This window comes from Caulobacter sp. 1776 (assembly GCF_040545685.1).
Lineage (GTDB): Bacteria > Pseudomonadota > Alphaproteobacteria > Caulobacterales > Caulobacteraceae > Caulobacter.
In genome coordinates this window covers 245657-265514 of record NZ_JBEPMI010000007.1, presented here as the reverse complement: position 1 = coordinate 265514, position 19858 = coordinate 245657, and the positions used below count along the sequence as shown (strand labels likewise).

17 protein-coding genes are annotated in these 19858 nt (G+C 68.8%); 14 read left to right on the top strand and 3 right to left on the bottom strand.

The features are described from left to right. Nucleotides 1-21 precede the first annotated feature (21 nt). The 9 genes from ABIC66_RS19760 to ABIC66_RS19720 are packed head-to-tail and all read left to right on the top strand — an operon-like array spanning nt 22 to nt 8298. Nucleotides 22-1026 carry an aminotransferase class I/II-fold pyridoxal phosphate-dependent enzyme gene (locus ABIC66_RS19760; RefSeq protein ID WP_354072396.1) on the top strand — a complete coding sequence of 335 codons (1005 nt, stop codon included), beginning with the start codon at nt 22-24 and terminating at the stop codon, nt 1024-1026. Beyond that, nucleotides 1023-1868: an ABC transporter substrate-binding protein gene (locus ABIC66_RS19755; protein WP_354072394.1), complete on the top strand. Its 846-nt coding sequence runs from the start codon at nt 1023-1025 to the stop codon at nt 1866-1868. The genes ABIC66_RS19760 and ABIC66_RS19755 overlap by 4 nt, the downstream gene beginning before the upstream one ends. Continuing rightward, a complete protein-coding gene (locus ABIC66_RS19750; protein WP_354072392.1) occupies nt 1865-2866 on the top strand; it encodes a FecCD family ABC transporter permease in 1002 nt (333 codons plus the stop codon). Before ABIC66_RS19755 ends, ABIC66_RS19750 begins: the two co-directional genes overlap by 4 nt. After that, on the top strand, nt 2863-3648 hold the full coding sequence (locus ABIC66_RS19745) for an ABC transporter ATP-binding protein (RefSeq protein ID WP_354072390.1): 786 nt from the start codon (nt 2863-2865) through the stop codon (nt 3646-3648). Before ABIC66_RS19750 ends, ABIC66_RS19745 begins: the two co-directional genes overlap by 4 nt. Beyond that, on the top strand, nt 3638-4564 hold the full coding sequence (gene cbiB / locus ABIC66_RS19740; protein ID WP_354072388.1) for an adenosylcobinamide-phosphate synthase CbiB: 927 nt from the start codon (nt 3638-3640) through the stop codon (nt 4562-4564). The genes ABIC66_RS19745 and cbiB overlap by 11 nt, the downstream gene beginning before the upstream one ends. After that, nucleotides 4552-6012 carry a cobyric acid synthase gene (locus tag ABIC66_RS19735; protein WP_354072386.1) on the top strand — a complete coding sequence of 487 codons (1461 nt, stop codon included), beginning with the start codon at nt 4552-4554 and terminating at the stop codon, nt 6010-6012. Before cbiB ends, ABIC66_RS19735 begins: the two co-directional genes overlap by 13 nt. Further along, nucleotides 6009-7040 (top strand): nicotinate-nucleotide--dimethylbenzimidazole phosphoribosyltransferase, encoded by a 1032-nt coding sequence (gene cobT, locus ABIC66_RS19730; RefSeq protein WP_354072384.1) that lies wholly within the window; start codon nt 6009-6011, stop codon nt 7038-7040. Before ABIC66_RS19735 ends, cobT begins: the two co-directional genes overlap by 4 nt. A 2-nt stretch (nt 7041-7042) precedes the next feature. Beyond that, nucleotides 7043-7804, top strand: coding sequence for an adenosylcobinamide-GDP ribazoletransferase (cobS, locus tag ABIC66_RS19725; RefSeq protein ID WP_354072382.1), 762 nt, complete (start codon nt 7043-7045; stop codon nt 7802-7804). A 35-nt stretch (nt 7805-7839) separates the two neighbouring features. After that, on the top strand, nt 7840-8298 hold the full coding sequence (locus tag ABIC66_RS19720) for a tyrosine phosphatase family protein (RefSeq protein ID WP_354072380.1): 459 nt from the start codon (nt 7840-7842) through the stop codon (nt 8296-8298). On the opposite strand, the gene ABIC66_RS19715 is transcribed toward ABIC66_RS19720, so the two are convergent. Together ABIC66_RS19715 and ABIC66_RS19710 are read right to left on the bottom strand one after the other, a co-directional pair. Then, entirely contained in the window at nt 8295-8879 is a 585-nt protein-coding gene (locus tag ABIC66_RS19715) for a DUF2939 domain-containing protein (RefSeq protein ID WP_354072378.1), read from the bottom strand. The genes ABIC66_RS19720 and ABIC66_RS19715 overlap by 4 nt on opposite strands. A gap of 54 nt (nt 8880-8933) precedes the next feature. After that, nucleotides 8934-10001 (bottom strand): alginate lyase family protein, encoded by a 1068-nt coding sequence (locus tag ABIC66_RS19710; protein WP_354072376.1) that lies wholly within the window; start codon nt 9999-10001, stop codon nt 8934-8936. A 243-nt stretch (nt 10002-10244) separates the two neighbouring features. Here ABIC66_RS19710 and ABIC66_RS19705 point away from each other — a divergent pair, with 243 nt between their 5' ends. The 5 genes from ABIC66_RS19705 (at nt 10245) to ABIC66_RS19685 (ending at nt 19645) form a co-directional block, all read left to right on the top strand. Then, the gene (locus ABIC66_RS19705) at nt 10245-11285 is read left to right on the top strand and encodes a LacI family DNA-binding transcriptional regulator (RefSeq protein ID WP_354072374.1); all 1041 of its coding nucleotides are present in this window, start codon (nt 10245-10247) and stop codon (nt 11283-11285) included. Nucleotides 11286-11433: 148 nt separating this feature from the next. Beyond that, on the top strand, nt 11434-14286 hold the full coding sequence (locus ABIC66_RS19700) for a TonB-dependent receptor (protein WP_354072373.1): 2853 nt from the start codon (nt 11434-11436) through the stop codon (nt 14284-14286). A gap of 111 nt (nt 14287-14397) precedes the next feature. Then, nucleotides 14398-15927 (top strand): tryptophan halogenase family protein, encoded by a 1530-nt coding sequence (locus ABIC66_RS19695; RefSeq protein ID WP_354072371.1) that lies wholly within the window; start codon nt 14398-14400, stop codon nt 15925-15927. Between the two features lie 23 nt (nt 15928-15950). Next, nucleotides 15951-18239, top strand: coding sequence for a beta-glucosidase (locus ABIC66_RS19690; RefSeq protein ID WP_354072369.1), 2289 nt, complete (start codon nt 15951-15953; stop codon nt 18237-18239). Beyond that, nucleotides 18239-19645 carry a glycoside hydrolase family 30 protein gene (locus tag ABIC66_RS19685; RefSeq protein WP_354072367.1) on the top strand — a complete coding sequence of 469 codons (1407 nt, stop codon included), beginning with the start codon at nt 18239-18241 and terminating at the stop codon, nt 19643-19645. Before ABIC66_RS19690 ends, ABIC66_RS19685 begins: the two co-directional genes overlap by 1 nt. A gap of 3 nt (nt 19646-19648) precedes the next feature. On the opposite strand, the gene ABIC66_RS19680 is transcribed toward ABIC66_RS19685, so the two are convergent. Further along, nucleotides 19649-19855, bottom strand: a complete 207-nt coding sequence (locus tag ABIC66_RS19680; RefSeq protein ID WP_354072365.1) for a hypothetical protein — start codon at nt 19853-19855, stop codon at nt 19649-19651. Nucleotides 19856-19858 lie beyond the last annotated feature (3 nt).

The following is a 19858-nucleotide window of genomic DNA, read 5'->3' as shown; positions in this document are numbered from 1 at the left end:
CGTAACGGGCAGATGGCGAAGATGAGCCCTCTCATCGGCGCCTTCCGGCACGGCGGCCGTCTCCGCGAGGCGATGGCCGCCTATCCGGACGCGCCGCGTCCCTGGCTGGATCTCTCGACCGGGGTCAATCCCGAGCCGTGGACCGGCCAGCGGGCGCCGGCGGACGCCCTGCGGCGGTTGCCGGATCCCCTGGCGCTCGTCGACTTGGAAGCGGCGGCCGCCCGGGCTTTCGGCGTGGCCGATCCCGGACGCGTGGCCGCCGTCGCCGGCGCGGAAGCGGCCCTGCGGCTTCTGCCGAGCTTGATCGGCGGCGGGGAGGTCGCCCTGGCGTCGCCGATCTATGGCGGCCATCGCGAGGCCTGGGCGTCGCCGCCGCCGCACATGGTCGCGTCGCTGGACGCGCCGGAGGTCGAACGGGCCGACGTGCTCGTCCTGGTCAATCCGAACAATCCCGACGGCCGGCGGATCGCGCGCGCAAGGCTCGCCGCCCTGGCGACCGAACGGTCCGACCAGGGCCGTTGGACGGTCGTGGACGAGTCCTTCGTCGAGGTCGCGCCGGAACTCAGCGTCGCCGATCTCGAGATCGATCGGCTGGTGGTCTTGCGATCGTTCGGCAAGTTCTATGGCCTACCAGGTGCGCGCTTAGGGTTTCTAATTGGAAACAAGGTGTTCTCGCGGGAAGTTCGTGCTCTGCTCGGCGACTGGCCCTTGAGCGCCGACGCCCTGGCCTTGGGTCTGGGCGCCTATGCCGACGATATCTGGCGGTCGACGGCGCGCGCTTGGCTGGCCAGCCAGACCGCCCAGGTCGACGCGGCCCTAGCCGAGGTCGGGCTGAAGACCATCGGCGGCTGCGACCTGTTCCGCTGGGTCGAAGTCCCCGACGCTCACGGCCTGTTTTCCCGGCTTTGCGCGCGCGGCGTGCTGACCCGCCCGTTCGCCGACCGAACCGACCGACTTCGGATAGGTCTGCCTTCTCGAAGCGATTTCAATCGTTTCTGTCAAGATTTTCGGGTGACGCGAGCATGACCGCGAGCCGTCGCGAGGTCGTCGGCGGCGCCCTGGCGCTGGCGGCGGGCGGGCCGCCCAAGGTCGCGCCGCGCCGGATCGTATCGCTGAACAGCTGCCTGGACGCCATGCTCGTGCACCTCGCCGATCGGGGTCAGATCGCCGCGCTCAGCCACTACGCCCGCGAGCCGCAGGGCTCGACCGTCGCCGCCCAAGCCAGGACCCTGCCGTTCACCTGGGAGAGCGCCGAGGAGGTCATCGCACTGCGGCCCGACCTTGTCCTGGCCAGCCAGCACTCGGCCTTGGCCACTCGCAACGCGCTGAAGCGGCTGCGCACGCCCGTCCAGCGCTTCAAGGTTCCCAAGTCGGTCGAGGAAAGCCTGGCCCAGGTCCGCAGATTGGCCGGGCTGATCGGCCATCGCGAGCGCGGCGAGGCCCTGGTCGCCCGCATCGAGGCGGCCATCGCCGCCGCGACTCCGACGCCGGGCGCGCGGCGGCTCAGCGCCCTGATCTACCAACCCAACGGCTTCGCGGCGGGACCCGGCACCCTGGTCGACGAGATGATGACCCACGCCGGCTTCGACAACGTCGCTCGCCGCTATGGCCTCAAGACCTGGGGCAATGTTTCGCTCGAACGGCTGCTGGCCGATCCGCCGCGCGTGCTGCTGGTCGGCGAGCCCGGGCCCGGCGCGCGCAGCTGGGCCGACCGGGTCATGACCCATCCGGCTCTGAAGTCGATCTCCGGCCGGATGCGGCAGGTGAGGCTGCCTGAAAAGCTTCTCTATTGCGGCGGACCGGTGCTGATCGAGACCGCCGCGGCCCTGACCCGGGCTCGCGCCCAAGCGCTGAAGGCGGGAGCATGACGCCGCGAACCCATAAGCCGGTATCCCCCTGGCTGGTCTGCGGCGTCCTGGCGGGGCTGTTGGTCGCCCTGTTCGGCGTCAGCCTGTGCGCCGGCCGTGTCTGGGCCCCCTGGAGCGCCTGGATCTCGCACGGCGTCGACCCGCGCTGGGCCATCGTCTTCGGCCTGCGACTGCCGCGCACGATCCTGGCGATCCTCGTGGGCGGCGCCTTGGGGCTGAGCGGCGCGGCGCTGCAAGGCTACACCCGCAATCCGCTGGCGGATCCGGCCGCGCTGGGCGTCTCCACGGCGGCGGCGCTGGGCGCGGTGCTGACCCTCTATCTGGGCGCGGCGAGCGAGGCGACCTGGATCCTGCCGCTGGCCGCGATGATCGGGGCGGGCCTGGGCGTGGCGGCGCTGCTGGGCCTGGCCGGGGTCACCTCCAGCATCGTCACCTTCATCCTGGCCGGCTTCGTCATCCAGACGGTCTGCGGGGCCGCCATCGCCCTGGCCCTGAACCTCGCGCCCAATCCGTGGGCCGTGAACGAGATCGTCAACTGGCTGATGGGCTCGCTGGCCGACCGCAGCGTCGAGGAGGTGCGGATCGCCGCGCCGGGCGTCCTGGTCGGCGGCGTTTTGCTGCTGAGCCTGGGCCGCTCGTTGGACGCCCTGACCTTGGGCGAGCAGGGCGCTAGGTCACTGGGCGTCGAGCTCTCCCGTGTTCGCCTGCTGATGGCCATCGGCGTAGCGGTGGCGGTCGGCGCCAGCGTCGCGGTGACTGGCGTCATCAGCTTCGTCGGCCTGATCACGCCGCACCTGCTGCGACCGCTGCTGGGCTCGAAGCCGAGCGCGGTGCTGGCCCCGTCGTTCCTGGGCGGCGCGGCCCTGACCTTGGGGGCCGACATCCTGGTGCGCATGACCCCGGCGGCCAGCGAGATCCGGCTCAGCGTCGCCATGGCCGCGCTGGGCGGACCGTTCTTCCTGGCCATGCTGATCTCGATGCGACGGAGGCTGGCGTGAGCTTGGAACAGACCCTCCGCGCCGATGGGCTGGCGATCAGTCTCGGCGGCCGCCAGGTGTTGGGCGGGATCACCGCCGACTTCGTCCGTGGCGAGCTGGTTGCGATCGTCGGTCCCAACGGCGCCGGAAAGTCCACGTTGCTCAATGGTCTGGCGGGCCTTCTTAAACCCGATAACGGGGCGGTTCTGCTGGACGGCGCGCCGATCGCGACCTTGCCAGGGCGACAACGCGCGCGTCGTCTGGCCGTCCTGGCCCAGACGCCTGAGATCGCCTGGGACGTCGATGTCCGCGCCTTCGTCGGGCTGGGGCGGACGCCGCACCTGGGGGCCTTCGGTACCAGCGCCGAGGACAGGACGATCATCGACTCCGCCATCGCCTCGGCTGGCCTAGAAGCCTTCGCCGAGCGCCCGGTCACGCGCCTGTCCGGCGGCGAGCGGGCCCGCGCCCTGATCGCCCGCGCCCTGGCCGGCGAGACTGACTGGCTACTGGCCGACGAGCCGCTGACCGGCCTGGACCCCGGTCATGCCCTGGACGCCCTGGCCCTGTTCCGTCGCCTGGCCCACGATCAGGGCAAGGGGGTGATCATCACCCTGCACGACCTGAACCTGGCCGCGCGCTTCGCCGATCGGGTGCTGGTGTTGAGCAACGGCGACCTCGTCATCGACGGATCGCCCGAGATCGCCCTGACGCCCGAGATCCTGTCGAGGGTCTACGGCGTCGTCGTCCGTCGTCATGCGGGCGAGGGCGGGCCGCTGATTGAAGTGGTGGCCCGTGTCGGCTAGCCCCTGGATCGTCCTCGGAGCCGCCGCGCTGGATGCCGTCGTCGGCTATCCGGACGCGCTGCATCGGCGGGTCCCGCACCCGGTGGCGTGGATCGGCGCGCTGATCTCGACGCTGGAGGCGAAGTTCAACCGCCCGGCGTGGGGAGAGCTCACGCGACGTCTGCTCGGCGTAGCGACCCTTCTGATCATCGTCGGCGTCAGCGGGGCGGCTGGCGGGTTGATCGCCCGATACGGCGGTCCGTGGGCGACCGCGATCGTCGGCGCTCTAGGTCTGGCCCAGCGCAGCCTGTTCGACCATGTTCGGGCGGTCGCCAAACCCTTGAGCCTCGGTGATCGCGCGGCCGCGCGAATGGCCGTCGCCAGGATCGTCGGTCGTGACGTCGAACGGCTCGACGAAAACGGCGTGGCGGCGGCCGCGATCGAGAGCCTGGCCGAGAGCTTCAACGACGGCGTCGTTGCGCCCATTTTCTGGTTCGTCGTCGGCGGGCTGCCGGGACTGTTCGCCTACAAGGCCGTCAACACCGCCGACAGCTTGATCGGCCACCGCGAGCCGCGCTGGTGGTCGTTCGGCTGGGCCTCGGCAAGGGTCGATGACCTGTTGAACCTGATCCCGGCTCGACTGGCTGGCGCCCTGATCGCCCTGGCGGGGCGCGGGGGCTGGCGGGTGATGCTGCGTGACGCCGGCCAGCACGCCTCGCCGAACGCCGGCTGGCCCGAGGCGGCCATGGCCGGCGCGCTCGGCGTCCGGCTGGGCGGCCCCGCCTGGTACGACGGCGCGCTGTCCCCACGGCCCGTTCTGGGCGAAGGTCGCGACGCCGATCCGGCCGACCTGTGGCGCGCCTTGCGAGTCTATGTTCTCGCCTGCGCGATCCTCTGGTCGATGCTGATCCTGGGAGGACTCGCATGGCCGCGCTGATGATCCAGGGCTGCGGGTCCGATGTCGGCAAGTCGGTGCTGGTCGCCGGACTGTGCCGACTGTTCGCCAATCGCGGCCTGACCGTCCGGCCGTTCAAGCCGCAGAACATGTCCAACAACGCCGCGGTCACCGCCGACGGCGGCGAGATCGGCCGCGCCCAGGCGTTGCAGGCCATCGCCTGCCGCACGCCGCCCACGGTCGACATGAACCCGGTGCTGCTGAAGCCGCAGAGCGATGTCGGCGCCCAGCTGGTCGTGCTCGGCAAGATGGCCGGAACCTGGAAGGCGCGCGGCTACCAGGAGCGCAAGGCGGCGTTGCTGGACACCGTGGTAGAGAGCTTCCGCCGCCTGGAGGCCGAAAGCGACCTCGTCATCGTCGAGGGGGCCGGCAGTCCGGCCGAGATCAACCTGCGCGCCAACGACATCGCCAATATGGGCTTCGCGATCGCGGCCGACGTGCCGGTCGTACTGGTCGGCGACATCGATCGCGGCCACGTCATCGCCGCCTTGGTCGGCGCCCACGCCGTGCTGGACGAGGCCGATCGCGCCATGATCCGCGGCTTCCTGATCAACAAGTTCCGCGGCGATCCCAGCCTGTTCCAGGACGGCCGGGCCGAGATCGTCCGCCGCACGGGATGGCCAGACCTGGGCATGGCGCCCTGGCTGGCGGCGGCGCGGCGGTTGCCGGCCGAGGACGCCGTGGTGCTGGACCGGTTCGCCGGGCCTGGCCAGCGCAAGGTCCGCATCGTCACGCCGATGCTGTCGCGGATCGCGAATTTCGACGAGTTCGACGCGCTGCGCGCCGAGCCCGAGGTCGACTTCGCCTTCGTCCCGCCGGGAACGCCGCTGCCCGGCGACGCCGATCTGGTCATTCTGCCTGGGACCAAGGCGACCTTGGCCGACCTGGCTTTCCTGCGCGCCCAGGGCTGGGACATCGATCTGGCGGCCCACGTCCGGCGTGGCGGCCGCGTGCTGGGCGTCTGCGGCGGCTACCAGATGCTGGGCCGCCGCGTTTCCGACCCTGAAGGCGTCGAGGGCGCGCCGGGGTCCGTCGAGGGGTTGGGTCTGCTGGACGTCGAGACCGTGATGACCGGCGACAAGACCTTGCGACCGATCGCGGGCCGGCTGCCTGGCGGCGCGCGCTTCGAGGGCTATGAGATGCACATCGGCCGCACGACCGGCGCCGTCTCCCCCATGTTGACCTTTGAGGATGGCGCCACCGACGGCGCCATCTCGCCCGACGGGCGCGTGAGCGGCTGCTACGTCCATGGCCTGTTCGACCGAGGCGAGGCGCGGACGGCGCTGCTGGCCGAGCTCGGCGCGACCGCCGAGGGCGTCGATCAGCTTGTCCGCGTCGACCAGGCCCTGAACGAGATCGCCGCCGCGCTCGAACAGGCCTTCGACATTCCCGCTCTCGCGGCCCTGGCTGGCCTGGAGACCTTCCAATGACCCTTCCCATCGTCACCGCCGTCGACCAGGCCCATGCCGCGCCGCTGCGCGCCCTGATCGACGGCAAGGCCAAGCCGCTGGGCGCGTTGGGCCGCCTCGAGGACCTCGCCATCCAGCTGGGCCTGATCGCTGATGGTCCGCCGCCGACGTTCGAGCGGGCGCTGCTGCTGGTGTTCGCCGGCGATCATGGCATGACCGCCGACGGCGTGTCGTCCTATCCCGCCAGCGTAACCCAGGCCATGGTCGCCACCTTCCTGGCCGAGAAGGCCAGCGCCAATGCCCTGGCCAAGGCTGTCCGCGCCGAGCTGCGCGTGGTGGACGCCGGGGTGGACGCCGACCTTCCCGCCCATCCCAAGCTGCTGGACGAGAAGGTCCGCCGAGGCTCTCGCAACGCCGCCGTGGAGCCGGCTCTGACGCCAGAGGAGGTCGCCGAGGCCCTGGAGCGCGGCGTCCGTATCGCCCGCGAAGCGGCCGCCGAAGGCTTCGAGCTGCTGGCGCTCGGCGAAATGGGCATCGGCAACACGGCCTCGGCGGCGCTGATCATGCATCGCCTGGCGCCGGCGCCGCTGGTCGAATGCGTCGGGCGCGGCGCCGGGCAGGACGACGAGGGCCTGGCCCGCAAGCTGGCCGTGCTGGAACGGGCGGCGGCGCGGTCGGCCGCCACGGACCCCTTGGCGGTGCTGGCCGAGTTCGGCGGCCTCGAGATCGCGATGATGGCCGGGGCGGTGATCGGCGCGGCGTCGGCGCGGATCCCGGTGCTGGTCGACGGATTCATTGTCTCGGCCGCGGCCCTGGCGGCGATCCGCATCGATCCGGCGGTCAAGGACTATTGCGTGTTCTGCCATCGCTCGGCCGAACGCGGACACCAGCGCATGCTCCAATCGCTGGAGGTCGAACCGTTCCTGGATCTAGGCTTGCGCCTAGGTGAGGGGACCGGCGCCTTGCTGGCCCTGCCGATCATGCGCGCCGCCTCGCGACTGCTGAGCGACGTGGCCAGCCTCGACGATGTCTTGAACGGGCGGCTCTGAGCGTGGGGTGGGCGCGCCATCAGGTCCGGTTGCTGCTCTGCGCGATCCAGTTCCTGACGCGCGTCCCGACGCCGAGCCTGGCGACCTTCCAGCCCGACTGGATCACCCGTTCGGCGCGCTATTTTTCGCTGGTGGGGCAGGGCGTTGGGGCGATCTGCGCCGTGATGCTCGTTCTGGTTGAACGGATCTGGAGCGCGCCAGTCGGAGCGGTGTTGGCCCTCGCGGTCGGCCTGCTGATCACCGGCGCCTTCCACGAGGACGGCCTAGCCGATACAGCCGACGGCCTGGGCGGCGGCCAGACGCCCGCGCGCCGCCTGGAGATCATGAAGGACAGCCGGATCGGGACCTACGGCGTCTGCGCCCTGGTCCTGGCCCTGGCGCTGAAGGGAACAGTGCTGGCTACGACGCGGGTCGAGACGGCGGCCCTGATGCTGCTGGCCGCGCATGGCCTGGGTCGCGCCGCCGCCGTCGCGGTCATGCGCCTGACGCCCTACGCGCCGAGCGGCGAAGCCGGAAAATGGAAGCCGGTTCCCGACGGCGTTCGGACCGTTGAGACGCTCGTCGCGCTCCTGATCGCCCTCTGGCCGTTGGCGTTTTTGCCGTTGAACGCCGCGCTCGCCGGCCTGGCCGGCGGCGGCGCGCTCGCGATCGGTCTCGCGCTGTTGGCGCGTCGCCTGATCGGCGGCCATACGGGCGACGTCCTCGGCGCGGTCGAGCAGGTGTTTGAGGTCGGGTTCCTGCTGGGCGCGGCCGCGCTGGCATGAGGCTGCTGGTGGGACCGATTTCGGCGGTAGAGCGCTTGCTCAGCGACCAACGGGTGGACCATGTGCTGTCCCTAGTCTCGCCGGAGGGAGAGGTTCCGGCCGTCACGGCGCCCCGGACCTTGATGCGCTTCAACGACATCATCGAACCGCGAGACGGGCTGCTCGCGCCGTCGCCGGAGCAGGTCGCGGCGATCCTGGCCTTGCCTGAGGTCCTGGGGGCCGCCGCTACATTGCTGGTCCACTGCCACGCGGGCGTCAGTCGCTCGACGGCGGCGGCCTACATCCTGGCGTGCGCGGCTCGGCCGGCGGGGGAGGAAGAGGCCTTGGCGGCCTACCTTCGCGCCGCCTGTCCGGAAGCGACGCCGAATGCCCTCATGATCGCCCTGGCCGACGAGCAGCTCGGACGCGGCGGGACGATGACGCGCGCCGTCGCCGCCATAGGCCGGGGCGCCGACGCCTTCGAGGGAGCGGTGATCGACTGGCGGCTGGGCTAGCGCTTCAGCGGGCTCATCGGCAGCTCGATCCGCACCAACTTCCAGCTGAAGAGCCCGTGACGCTCCAGGACCAGGCCGAACTCGCCGTGATCGTCGGCCTTGTCGCGATAGGTCACCCGAAAATGGTCGAGCCCCTGATAGGCGTAGTGGGTCTCGGTGTCGGACTTGGTCTTGGGCTCCGGCTTGGGCTGCTCCATCGGCGGCGCGTCCTTGGAGAGTTCGATCTTCGACGGGGCCCGGTTCGTCGCGACCATGTTGGCGATGGCGTCGGGGGTCGCGTAGGCGTCGACGGCCTTGTCGACCACGCCAACCAGCAGCATCTGGCCGAAGGCGGCGAAGGGGTTGTCGCGCAGCTCCGGGTCCTCGGCGAACGACCGGGTCATCGCCGCCTTGAGCTGGGCTTTCAGGCTCTCGCGCACGGCCGGGAAGTCGACCTTCTGTTCCAGCTTGTCGCGATCGCCGGCCTTGGCCGCCGCCGTCAGGCTGTGCAGCGCCAAGATCGGCGAGGCGAAATAGCCGGCGACCATCAGCGCCAGGACAAGGCCCAGGCCGGCGGCGAGGATGCGGTTCGTGCGAGTCATCAAGTTCTCCCGCCTCGATAGGGGCAGACGGGAGAACCAGGGTCAACCTGACGCTCAGCGCGTCGGCGGCCGCGAGGCGCGCAGGATCTCGGCCCAGACCGCGGGCCGCTTGCCGGTGCGCTTCACCAGGTCGTCGCGCAGCGCCAGGTAGCGGCCGTCCAGCAGGCTGGCCAGGGTGTAGGTGCCGACGCCGTTGCCGACGTCCCAGGCGTGGGGCGCGTATTCGGCCTGGCCCGAGGCGGCGCGGTCGCGGTCGAACTGGATCTTGGAGTTGGCGAATTCGATGTGGGTCTTCTCGCCCTTGGCGAAGGCCGCCAGCCAGTCCAGCGAATGGGGCAGGCTGGCGCCCGTCGGGCTCTTCCAGGTGAACCAGTCCTCGCCGTGGGCCTGGGCGGCCAGCGCGGCCATCATCAACGGATCGAGGTCGTAAGTGACGTAGTGCAGGGCGTCGCGTTCGTGGAAGTCGAACATCGAGCCGTCGGCGTACAGGTTGACCGTGATCTGCTTGCGGAAGGCTTCGCGGGCGCGGGCGATCACCTTGGCGTCGCCGGTCTGGAACGCCGCCATGGTCGCCAGTTTCACGCGATGACTTTGCCAGTTGGTATTCGAGTTCCGCGTGCCGGCGTCCATGGCGTCGAGATAGCCGACGGCCATCTTTCGCCAGAAGGCGTCGACCTTGGCGCGGATCGGGGCGGGCAGGTCGTCCTCGGTCAGGTCGTAGGCCATGATCAAGGTGTCGAAACCCGTCTCGTCGATCGGGTTGAACGAGATCTCGTAGATGTCGGCCCAGTTCTCGAGATAGCGCCCCGTCGCCTCCAGGAACCGACGATCGCCGGTGAGACGGTAGGCGAGGGCGAAGTTGAGCACGATCGGCTGATCTTCGCGGGCCTTGAGGCTGATCTCACGGATGCCCTTGCCGGGCAGGGTGCCTTCGGTGTGCGCGTGGGGGATGGCGGCGGGCGGGCGGTCCAGGGTCGCCGTGGCGCGGGAGATCACCATTTCCGAGAGCGCGGGCGCGACGGCGCCCTTGCCGAAGGTCGGGCCCAGCAATCCATAGTCGGCGGCGTGCGCCGTGGACGCGATGGCGGTCAGGGCGCAAGCGGCGAGCCATGCGGTTTTCAAGGAGGCCTCCCTAGTCTTTTCGCCAGCATGGGTCGCGAGCGTTGCGGCAAGATATCTGACCAGCGGCGAGGTTTGTCAATTATTGGTCATGCCAATATTCAAATATTGGTCCGACCGTTCACGCGGAAATTCAAGGCGCCGGTTTCGTGACCGATAACGCCTCGCCCGGACGAGCGGTCGGCCGAAACGCTTGTGTTGCGCCGCGTTCCTGACCATCTTCCCGCCCTTCAAGGGGAGCCGCGCTTGACGTCCAAGAGACCGACCATCGACGACGTCGCCCGACTGTCGGGCGTGGCGCGCGTGACGGTGTCCCGAGTGCTCAACGGCGGCCCCAACGTCCGCGACGAGGTCCGCGCCCGCGTCATGCAGGCCGTCGAGACGCTGGACTACAAGGTCAATCCCCAGGCCCGCAGCCTGGCGGGCGGCGCCAGCCGGCTGCTGGCCTTCGTCTTCGCCTCGGATCCCGAGAACGACCCGAATTCGTATTACGAGTCCGCCCTGGAGCTGGGCGCGCTGCGGGCCTGCCTGGCGCTGGGCTACCAGGTGCTAATCCAGAACGTCCCGGACCAGACCCCCGACTGCCACAAGCGCGTCCTGGAGCTGATCACCAGCCAGCGCTGCGAAGGCCTGATCCTGTCGCCGCCCTATAGCGACGACGTCGCCTTGATCGAGGCCGTGCTGGCCCAGGGCTGCAAGGTCGTGACGGTGTCGCCGGGCGGGCCCAGCAAGGGCCGGTTCGACGGCGTGGGCGTCGACGACGAGGCCGGCGGCTACGACGTCACCCGCGAGTTGTTGCGCCTGGGCCATCGGCGATTCGGCTTTCTCGCGGGCCTGGAGGGCCACCTTTCCGCCGATCGACGCCTCAAGGGCTTCCGGCGCGCCCTGGCCGAGCAGGGGCTGGACGACAAGGACTGCGTCGTGGTGCGCGGCGACTTCACCTTCCGCTCGGGCACGCATCTAGCGCCGCGGCTGCTGGACCATCCGCTGCGCCCGACGGCCCTGGTCTGCGCCAATGACGACATGGCGGCCGGCGTGCTCTCGGCGGCCCACGCGCGCGGCCTGAGCATCCCCCAGGACCTGTCGATCACCGGCTTCGACGACGCTCCGGTCGCGGCCATCGTCTGGCCGCCGCTGACCACCGTGCATCAACCCGTCAAGGTGCTGGGCCAGCGCGCCGTCGAAATGCTCGTGGCCCGCCTGACGGGGGCGAACCTCGCGCCGGAGCCGGTGTTCCAGCAACTGGAGCACGCCGTTGTGTCGCGCCTGACGACGACGGCGATCTAGGGTCATCCTCAACGATTTTGTTTCGTCCTTGACAACGTTGTCGCCTGTGTCGCTTATTGGAAGCGCTTCCAACGTCACGCAAGCGCGTTGAGTCACGACAAAAACAAGAAATTCACCGCCGCCTGGCGGTTCAGAGGGGAGAGCTAAAATGCGAAACCGCATGACGAGCGGCGGGCGTCCGTCCATTCGACGCTTCTACGCCACGGCCTCGGCCGCCGCGATCACCCTAGCCATCGCTGGCCCCGGCGTCGCCTGGGCGCAGACGGCGGAAAAACCGCAGGACGACACCGTCCAGGCGATCGTGGTCACCGGCATCAAGGCCGGCATCCAGAATTCCATCAACATCAAGAAGAACGAGACCTCGATCGTCGAGGCCGTCTCGGCCGAGGACATCGGCAAGCTGCCGGACGTGTCGATCGCCGAGTCGATCGCGCGCCTGCCCGGCCTGGCCGCCCAGCGGGTCAACGGCCGCGCCCAGGTGATCTCGATCCGCGGCCTGGCCCCGGACTTCACCACCACCTTGCTGAACGGCCGCCAGCAGGCCAGCTCGGGCGACAACCGCGCCGTCGAGTTCGACCAGTATCCGTCGGAACTGCTGTCGAGCGTCGTGATCTACAAGACGCCGGACGCCCAGGTCTCGGGCATGGGTCTGTCGGGCACCGCCGACCTGCGCACCGTGCGTCCGCTGGCCTATGGCAAACGCGCTCTGGCCCTGAACCTTCGCGGCGAGAAGACGTCCGGCAAGAAGCTGAACGACGACTCGCACAATGTCGGCGGCCGCTTCAGCGCCAGCTACATCAATCAGTTCGCCGACGACACGATCGGCGTGGCCATCGGCTACGCGCACCTCGATTCACCCTCGCAGGTGAAGCACTACAAGGCGTATGGCTACGAGGCGTTCCCGAACGACTCGACCTCGCCGGACAGCGCCGACGGCGCCTTGATGCTGAACGGCCAGGAGGTCTTCGCTACGTCGCGCAACAACAAGCGCGACGCGGTCATCGGCATCTTCGAATACCAGCCGAACGACAGGATCCACTCGACGCTGGACCTGTACTACTCGACCTTCAAGCAGAAGGAGACGACGCGCGGCGCCCAATGGTTCTCGAACCCGTATGCCGATGGCGCGACGTTCACCGGCGTCACCACCGGAGACGAGGGCGGCTCGAAGTTCGCGACCGGCGGCGTGCTGAACCACGGCGTTCCGCAGCTGCGCAACGACTACAACACCCGCATGGACCAGCTGTTCTCGGCCGGTCTGAACAACGAGTTCCAGCTGACCGAGCACACCCGCTTGGTCGCCGATCTGTCCTATTCGTCCAACAAGCGGAAGGAACAGATCATGGAGACGTACGCGGGTTACGGCCGCGGCGTCGGCGGCGTCACCGGCGCCACGCCGGATGTGGGCCGCACCTATGACACCATCGGTTTCAAGGTCGCCGACAACGGCTTCTCGCAATATGACGAGGGCTTCAACTACGCCGACGCCAGCAAGGTCACCCTGGGCGATCGCGCGCCCTGGGGCGGCTGGGGTCACGACGGCTCGATCCGCTTCCCGCACGTCAAGGAAGATGTGAAGGCGGTCGACATCCGTCTCGAGCATGAGATGGACGGCTTCGTCACCCAGCTTTCGGCCGGCGTGAACTATACCAAGCGCGACAAGGGCAAGACCGTCCTGGACAACGACCTGTTCCTGAAGAACGGTCGCCAGCAAGTCTATGTCGACGCGGCCGACCTGGTCGACCCGACCAACCTGGGCTTCGCCGGCTTCGGCGACGTGCTCAGCGTCAAGATCGGCGACGTCTGGCGGAAATACTACAACTGGGCGCCGATCCTGGACGCCAACTACTACGACAAGAACTGGGACATCACCGAGGAGGTCACGACCTTCTTCGGGCGCGCCAACTTCCAAGCCGGCGACCTGCGCGGCAATATCGGCGTCCAGGTCGTCAAGCAGAAGCAGGAATCCAGCGGCGTCGTGATCAACGGCCTGGCGTCCGGTCAGCCGATCGTGCCGACCAAGATCAACGCCAAGGACGACTACACCGACGTCCTGCCCAGCCTGAACCTGATCTACGACCTGGGCGGCGGCCATCGCCTGCGCTTCGCGGTGTCGAAGACCATGGCGCGTCCGCGCATGGACGACATGCGGGCCAACGTCACGCCGGGCTTCAATTCGCTGGTCTGCTCCAGCCAGCCCTGCGGTCCGGGCACGACGGTGAACCCGTGGTCGGCCTCGGGCGGCAATCCGCACCTCAAGCCCTGGATGGCGAAGGCCGCCGACCTGGCCTACGAGTGGTATGTCAGCCCCGCGACCTATCTGTCGGTGGCCGGCTTCTACAAGAAGCTCGACACCTACATCTACCAGCAGACCGGGACGTTTGACTTCACCGGCATCCCGATCCCGGTGGGGGCCAGCATTCCGGCGGGCACCACGATCAACCCCATGGGCCAGATCACCCTGCCGGCCAACGGCAACGGCGGTACGGTCAAGGGTCTGGAGTTCAGCGGCGCGGTCGATTTCGGCCAGTTTGCCGAGTTGCTGAAAGGCTTCGGCGTCCAGGGCAGCCTGTCGCTGACCAAGTCGAACCTGAACCCGACCACCAACACCGACCCGAAGGCCAAGGTCCGCATCCCGGGCCTTTCGGGCACGGTCTACAACCTCACCGGCTACTATGAGCGCGGCGGGTTCCAGGCGCGGATCAGCCAGCGCTATCGTTCGGCCTTCAAGGGCGAAGTGGTGCAGCTCTACGCCACGCGCGGCTTCACCGAGATCCTGGCCGACAAGCAGGTGGACGCCCAGATCGGCTACACCTTCCAGGACGGCCCGATGGAGAACCTGGGCTTGCTGCTACAGGTCAACAACCTGACCAACTCGCCGTATCGGACCCGTCTGGGTCTCGACAATGGCGGGACCAAGACCAGCAGCGGCGCCTCGCTGCCGGAGACCTACGAGAAGTACGGCCGTCAGATCCTGTTCGGCGTCAACTATCGGTTCTAAGCAGGAGGCTGAACCCGCTGCTCTCCCCAGCGGCCGGGCTCGCCAGGCAAGAACCAACGGAGGCGGGGCCGCGTGAGCGGCCCCGACCTTTGCTCAACGGGAGGCGGGTGGTTGCAACCGCTCAAGAAGATACTGATCGCCGGCGGCGGGTCCGCCGGATGGATGACGGCGGCGCTGTGCTCGCGCCTGTTCCAGGGCCTGTACGAGATCGTCCTCGTCGAGTCCGAGGAGATCGGCACGGTCGGGGTGGGGGAAGCGACCATCCCCGCCATCAAGAAGTTCAATGAGCTTTTGGGCCTCGACGAGGACGACTTCCTGCGCAAGACGCAAGGCACGTTCAAGCTGGGCATCCAGTTCAACAACTGGTGGCGCAAAGGCGAGAGCTATCTGCACGGCTTCGGCGTGATCGGTCAGGACCTGGGCTGGCTGCGCAGCCACCAGTACTGGCTGCGGATGCGCGAGCTGGGCCGCGCGCCCGACTTCAACAACCTGGCGATCAACAACGCCATGGCGCTGCGGGACAGGTTCATGCGTGCCCGGCCGGATATGGCCGAGTCCCCGATCGGCCATATCGCCCACGCCTTCCATTTCGACGCTGGCCTCTACGCCAAGCATCTTTCCACCTACGCCCAGGCGCGCGGCGTGACGCGGCGCGAGGGCAAGATCGTCGATGTCACGCTGCGGTCCGAGGACGGCTTCGTCCAGTCGGTGACCATGGACGACGGCGCGGTGATCGCCGCCGACTTCTTCGTCGACTGCTCGGGCTTCCGGGGCCTGATCATCGAGCAGGCCCTGAAGACCGGCTACGAGGACTGGACCCGCTGGCTGCCCGCCGACCGGGCCATCGCCGTGCCGTCCGAACGGTCGGAGCACTTCACCCCCTATACCCGCTCGACCGCGCACGACGCCGGTTGGCAGTGGCGCATCCCGTTGCAGCACCGCACCGGCAACGGCCACGTCTATTCTAGCCAATATATCGACGACGACGAGGCCGAGCGCGTCCTGCTGGCGAACCTGGACGGCGCCCCGCGGGCCAATCCGCTGCGCCTCCGCTTCACGACCGGCAAGCGCAAGAAGATCTGGAACAAGAACTGCGTGGCCGTGGGCCTGGCCAGTGGTTTCATGGAGCCGCTGGAGTCGACCAGCCTGCACCTGATCCAGTCGGCGGTGATCCGCATGGTGCGCCTGTTGCCCGACGCTGGCTTCGACCCGGCGACGATCGACGAGTTCAATCGCCAGAGCGATTTCGAATACGAGCGCATCCGCGACTTCATCATCCTGCACTACAAGGCCACCGAGCGCGACGACACGCCGTTCTGGCGGTACTGCCGCGACATGGAGGTCCCCGCGACCCTGCGGCGGAAGATGGACCTGTTCGCCGCCAACGGCCGGGTATTCCGCGAGGACGACGAGCTCTTCACCGAGGAAAGCTGGATCCAGGTCTTCCTGGGGCAGGGGATCATCCCGCGCGGCTACGACCCGCTGGTCCGGGTCCACTCGGACGAGGACATCGCCCGATACCTCGGCGACATCGAAACGGTCATCGGCAAATGCCTGAACGTGATGCCCAGCCACGCCGAGTTCGTGGCGCGGACGTGCCAAGCGCCGCCGCTGAACGCGACCCCAGTTCCCATCCCATAAAGACGCTTACACGGAGTATCGCCATGACGACCGCCGCCCAGCCTTCATCCGCCCTGCGGATCCTGTGCCGGACCACAGCCGCCGTGGCGTTGCTCGCCTTCACCCCCGTCTCCGGCGCCGTGGCCGAGGTCACGCCGACCAAGGCCAGCGCTCCGCTGACCCCGCGCGCCAATGATCCGGCCTGGGCTCGCGCCGACGCCCTGGTCAAGCGGATGACGCTCGACGAGAAGATCACGTATCTGCACGGCCTGTTCCCGCCGATGACCAAGACGGTCGCGGCCGACATGATCCCCTCGGCGGGCTATGTGCCCGGCGTGCCGCGCCTGAAGATTCCGACCTTGCGCCAGAGCGACGCCAGCCTGGGCGTGGCCAACCAGGTCGAGCAGCGCAAAGGCGATGTCGCCACGGCCCTGCCGTCAGGCCTGGCCCTGGCCTCGACCTTCGAACCGTCTCTGGCCTACCAGGGCGGCGCGATGATCGGCGCCGAGGCTCGCGCCAAGACCTTCAACGTGCTGCTGGCCGGCGGCGTGAACCTGACTCGCGACCCGTGGGCCGGCCGCAATTTCGAATATCTCGGCGAGGATCCGTTGCTGGCCGGTGAGATGGCCGGCGAGTCGATCAAGGGCGTGCAGAGCAACCACATCGTCTCGACGATCAAGCACTTCGCCCTGAACGCCCAGGAGACGGGTCGCCACGTGATGGACGCGCAGATCGACGAGGCGGATCTGCGCGAGAGCGACTTGCTGGCCTTCCAGATCGCCATCGAAAAGGCCAATCCGGCCTCGGTGATGTGCGCCTACAACAAGATCAACGGCGATTGGGCCTGCCAAAACGACTTCCTGCTGAACAAGGTGCTCAAGCGCGATTGGAACTATCCGGGCTGGGTGATGTCGGACTGGGGCGCGGTGCACAGCACGGTGAAAGCCGCTCTGGCTGGTCTCGATCAGCAGTCCGGCCAGGAGCTGGACACCCAGATCTTCTTCGGCGACGACCTGAAGGCCGCCGTAGCCAAGGGCGAGGTCAGCCAGGCGCGCGTCGACGACATGGTGCGCCGCATCCTGCACGGGGTGATCACCTCGGGCCTGATGGACGACCCGACGCCCGCGACCGCCCAGCCGATCGACTACGCCGCCCACGCCAAGGTCGCCCAGGCCGTGGCCGAGCGCGGCTCGGTGCTGCTGAAGAACGACGGAAACCTGCTGCCCCTGGCCAAGAGCGCCAGGAAGATCGTGCTGATCGGCGCCCATGCCGACGTGGGCGTGATCTCGGGCGGCGGCTCGTCCCAGGTGCGGTCGGTGGGCGGCGCGCCGGTCGAGATCCCGCTGAACGGCGGTGAGGCGGCCTCGTTCGTCCGTGTCACCTGGCATGCCTCCTCGCCGCTGGAGGCCATCAAGGCCGCCGCGCCGGGCGCCGACGTGGTCTATGTCGATGGCAAGGATCCGGCCGCCGCCGCGGCCGCCGCCAAGGACGCCGACATCGCGATCGTCTTCGCCTGGCACTGGCAGACCGAGGCCCAGGACGCGCCGTCGATCGTCCTGCCCGAAAACCAGGACGCCCTGATCGAGGCGGTCGCCGCCGCCAACAAGAATTCGATCGTGGTGCTCGAGACCGGCGGCCCGGTGACCATGCCGTGGCTGGATCGGGTCGGGGCGGTGTTGCAGGCCTGGTATCCTGGCCAGCGCGGCGGCCAGGCCATCGCCCGCCTGCTGTTCGGCGAGGTCAATCCGTCGGGTCGCCTGGCCATGACCTTCCCCAAGACCGCCGACCAGGCGCCGCGTGCGAGCGCTCCGGGCTTCGCCGAGCAGGCCGCGATCGACGACGCCCGTCGCGCCGGCCAGAAGGTCGGTCCGATCAAGGGCTTCCCCGTGAAATATGTCGAAGGCGCCGCGGTCGGTTACCGCTGGTATGCCCAGGAGAAACGTCAGCCGCTCTATCCGTTCGGCTACGGCCTCTCGTACACGACCTTCGGCTACAAGAATCTCAAGGTCGAGGACGCGGCGGGGCTGAAGGTCAGTTTCGACGTCACCAACACCGGCAAGGTCGCCGGCGCCGACACGCCACAGCTCTATGTCACGGCCGGCAAGCGCAAGCCTATGGTTCGCCTGGCCGGTTTCCAGAAGGTCGACCTGGCGCCGGGTGAGACCAAGCGGGTCACCCTGACCGTCGAGCCGCGCATCCTGGCCGACTACGACACGGCCAAGCCAGGCTGGACGATCGCGGCGGGTCGCTATCCGCTCTATGTCGGCCGTAGCGCGGGCGAGGCGGTTTTGACCGGTGCGGCCAATCTGAAAACCTGGTCGAGGAAGCCGTGATGCGCGTGTTCCATATCGCCGTCGCCGTCGCGCTCGTCGCGGCGGCCCCGGCCGTCGCTGGGCCCAAGCTGCGGAGCTGGGTGACGACGGGCGACAAGCGCCAGCTCCTCGCCGCCCAGGCGCCCTCGGGCCCCGCCACCGCCGCAGAGGTCGCGGGTCTGCCGACCGTCGTCGTCGATCCGAAGGAGCGCCACCAATCAATGGTCGGCTTCGGCGCGGCGATCACCGACGCCTCGGCCTGGCTGCTGCAGAACAAGCTCTCGCTCCAGCAGCGCGACAGCCTGCTGCGCGAGGTCTACGGGCGCGGGGAGGGCGAGCTGGGCTTCAGCTTCACCCGCCTGACCATCGGCGCGTCGGACTTCTCGCTCGACCACTACAGCCTCGACGACGCCCCCGGCGGCGCGGCCGACCCGACGCTAGAGCACTTCTCGCTGGCGCGGCCCCAGCAGTACGTCTTTCCGACGGTCCGCGCGGCGCTGAAGATCAATCCCGAGCTCAAGGTCATGGCCTCGCCATGGAGCGCGCCGGCCTGGATGAAGACCAACGGCTCGCTGATCCAGGGCCAGCTCAAGCCCGACGCCTATCCAGTCTACGCGCGCTTCTTCGCCCGCTATGTCCGGGAAGCCGGGAAGGTCGGCATCCCGATCGACTATCTCAGCATCCAGAACGAGCCGGACTTCGAGCCCGACAGCTATCCGGGGATGCGCTGGCTGCCCCAGGATCGCGCGCGGTTCTTCGGCGAGAACCTGGCTCCGATTTTCAAGCGCGAGAGGATCACGACGAAGGTCCTCGACTGGGATCACAACTGGGACCAGCCGCAACAACCGCTGACCGTGCTGGCCGATCCAAAGGCCAAGGCCTTCCTAGCGGGCGTCGCCTGGCACTGCTACGCGGGCGAGGTCTCGGCCCAGGACAAGGTGCGGGCGGTGCATCCTGACAAGGACACCTTCCTGACCGAGTGCTCGGGCGGCGAGTGGGCGCCGAAGTTCGACGACAGCTTTTCGTGGATGGTCGAGAACCTGATCATCGGCTCGACCCGCGGCGGCGCGCGCGGAGTCCTGATGTGGAATCTGGCGCTGGACGAGACGTTCGGTCCGCACGCCGGCGGCTGCAACGACTGCCGGGCCTTCGTGACCATCGACAGCAAGAGCGGGGCGATCAACCGCACCCAGGAATATTACGCGTTCGGCCACGCCAGCCGTTTCGTGCGGCCGGGCGCCGTGCGGATCGGATCGCCGGCCAAGCTCGGCGACCTGCGGACCGTGGCGTTCCAGAACCGCGACGGAAGCCGGGCCCTGATCGTGCTCAATGTCGGCGCCCAGCCGGCGTCGTTCGCGATCACCGAGGGCGCGAACCGTTTCAAGGCCTCGGCGCCCGGCCGGGCGGCGGTGACGTTCGTCTGGTAGGCTCTAGAACCGCCGGCGGCCGATGCGCTCGAAGGCGCCGAGCGCGCCGGCGGTCAGCATACCGGCGCGCCAGGCGACGTCACGGCTCGCATCCTCGCCCCGCGCCCTGGGCGCGCCGTCGACGTCGCGCACGACCCAGGCCCACGCCGCGCCGGCGGACTGGACGGTCACCGCGTAGTCGGGGGCGGCTTGAAACGGGACGTCTTCCATGGC

What these genes read in the sequence shown, in the direction of transcription:
- ABIC66_RS19690 (WP_354072369.1), top strand. Translation starts at nt 15,951, where the DNA reads ATGACGACCGCCGCCCAGCCTTCATCCGCCCTGCGGATCCTGTGCCGG.
- cobT (WP_354072384.1), top strand. Translation starts at nt 6,009, where the DNA reads ATGACCCTTCCCATCGTCACCGCCGTCGACCAGGCCCATGCCGCGCCG.
- ABIC66_RS19715 (WP_354072378.1), bottom strand. Translation starts at nt 8,879, where the DNA reads ATGACTCGCACGAACCGCATCCTCGCCGCCGGCCTGGGCCTTGTCCTG.
- ABIC66_RS19700 (WP_354072373.1), top strand. Translation starts at nt 11,434, where the DNA reads ATGCGAAACCGCATGACGAGCGGCGGGCGTCCGTCCATTCGACGCTTC.
- ABIC66_RS19760 (WP_354072396.1), top strand. Translation starts at nt 22, where the DNA reads ATGAGCCCTCTCATCGGCGCCTTCCGGCACGGCGGCCGTCTCCGCGAG.
- ABIC66_RS19750 (WP_354072392.1), top strand. Translation starts at nt 1,865, where the DNA reads ATGACGCCGCGAACCCATAAGCCGGTATCCCCCTGGCTGGTCTGCGGC.
- ABIC66_RS19735 (WP_354072386.1), top strand. Translation starts at nt 4,552, where the DNA reads ATGGCCGCGCTGATGATCCAGGGCTGCGGGTCCGATGTCGGCAAGTCG.
- ABIC66_RS19755 (WP_354072394.1), top strand. Translation starts at nt 1,023, where the DNA reads ATGACCGCGAGCCGTCGCGAGGTCGTCGGCGGCGCCCTGGCGCTGGCG.
- ABIC66_RS19685 (WP_354072367.1), top strand. Translation starts at nt 18,239, where the DNA reads ATGCGCGTGTTCCATATCGCCGTCGCCGTCGCGCTCGTCGCGGCGGCC.
- ABIC66_RS19680 (WP_354072365.1), bottom strand. Translation starts at nt 19,855, where the DNA reads ATGGAAGACGTCCCGTTTCAAGCCGCCCCCGACTACGCGGTGACCGTC.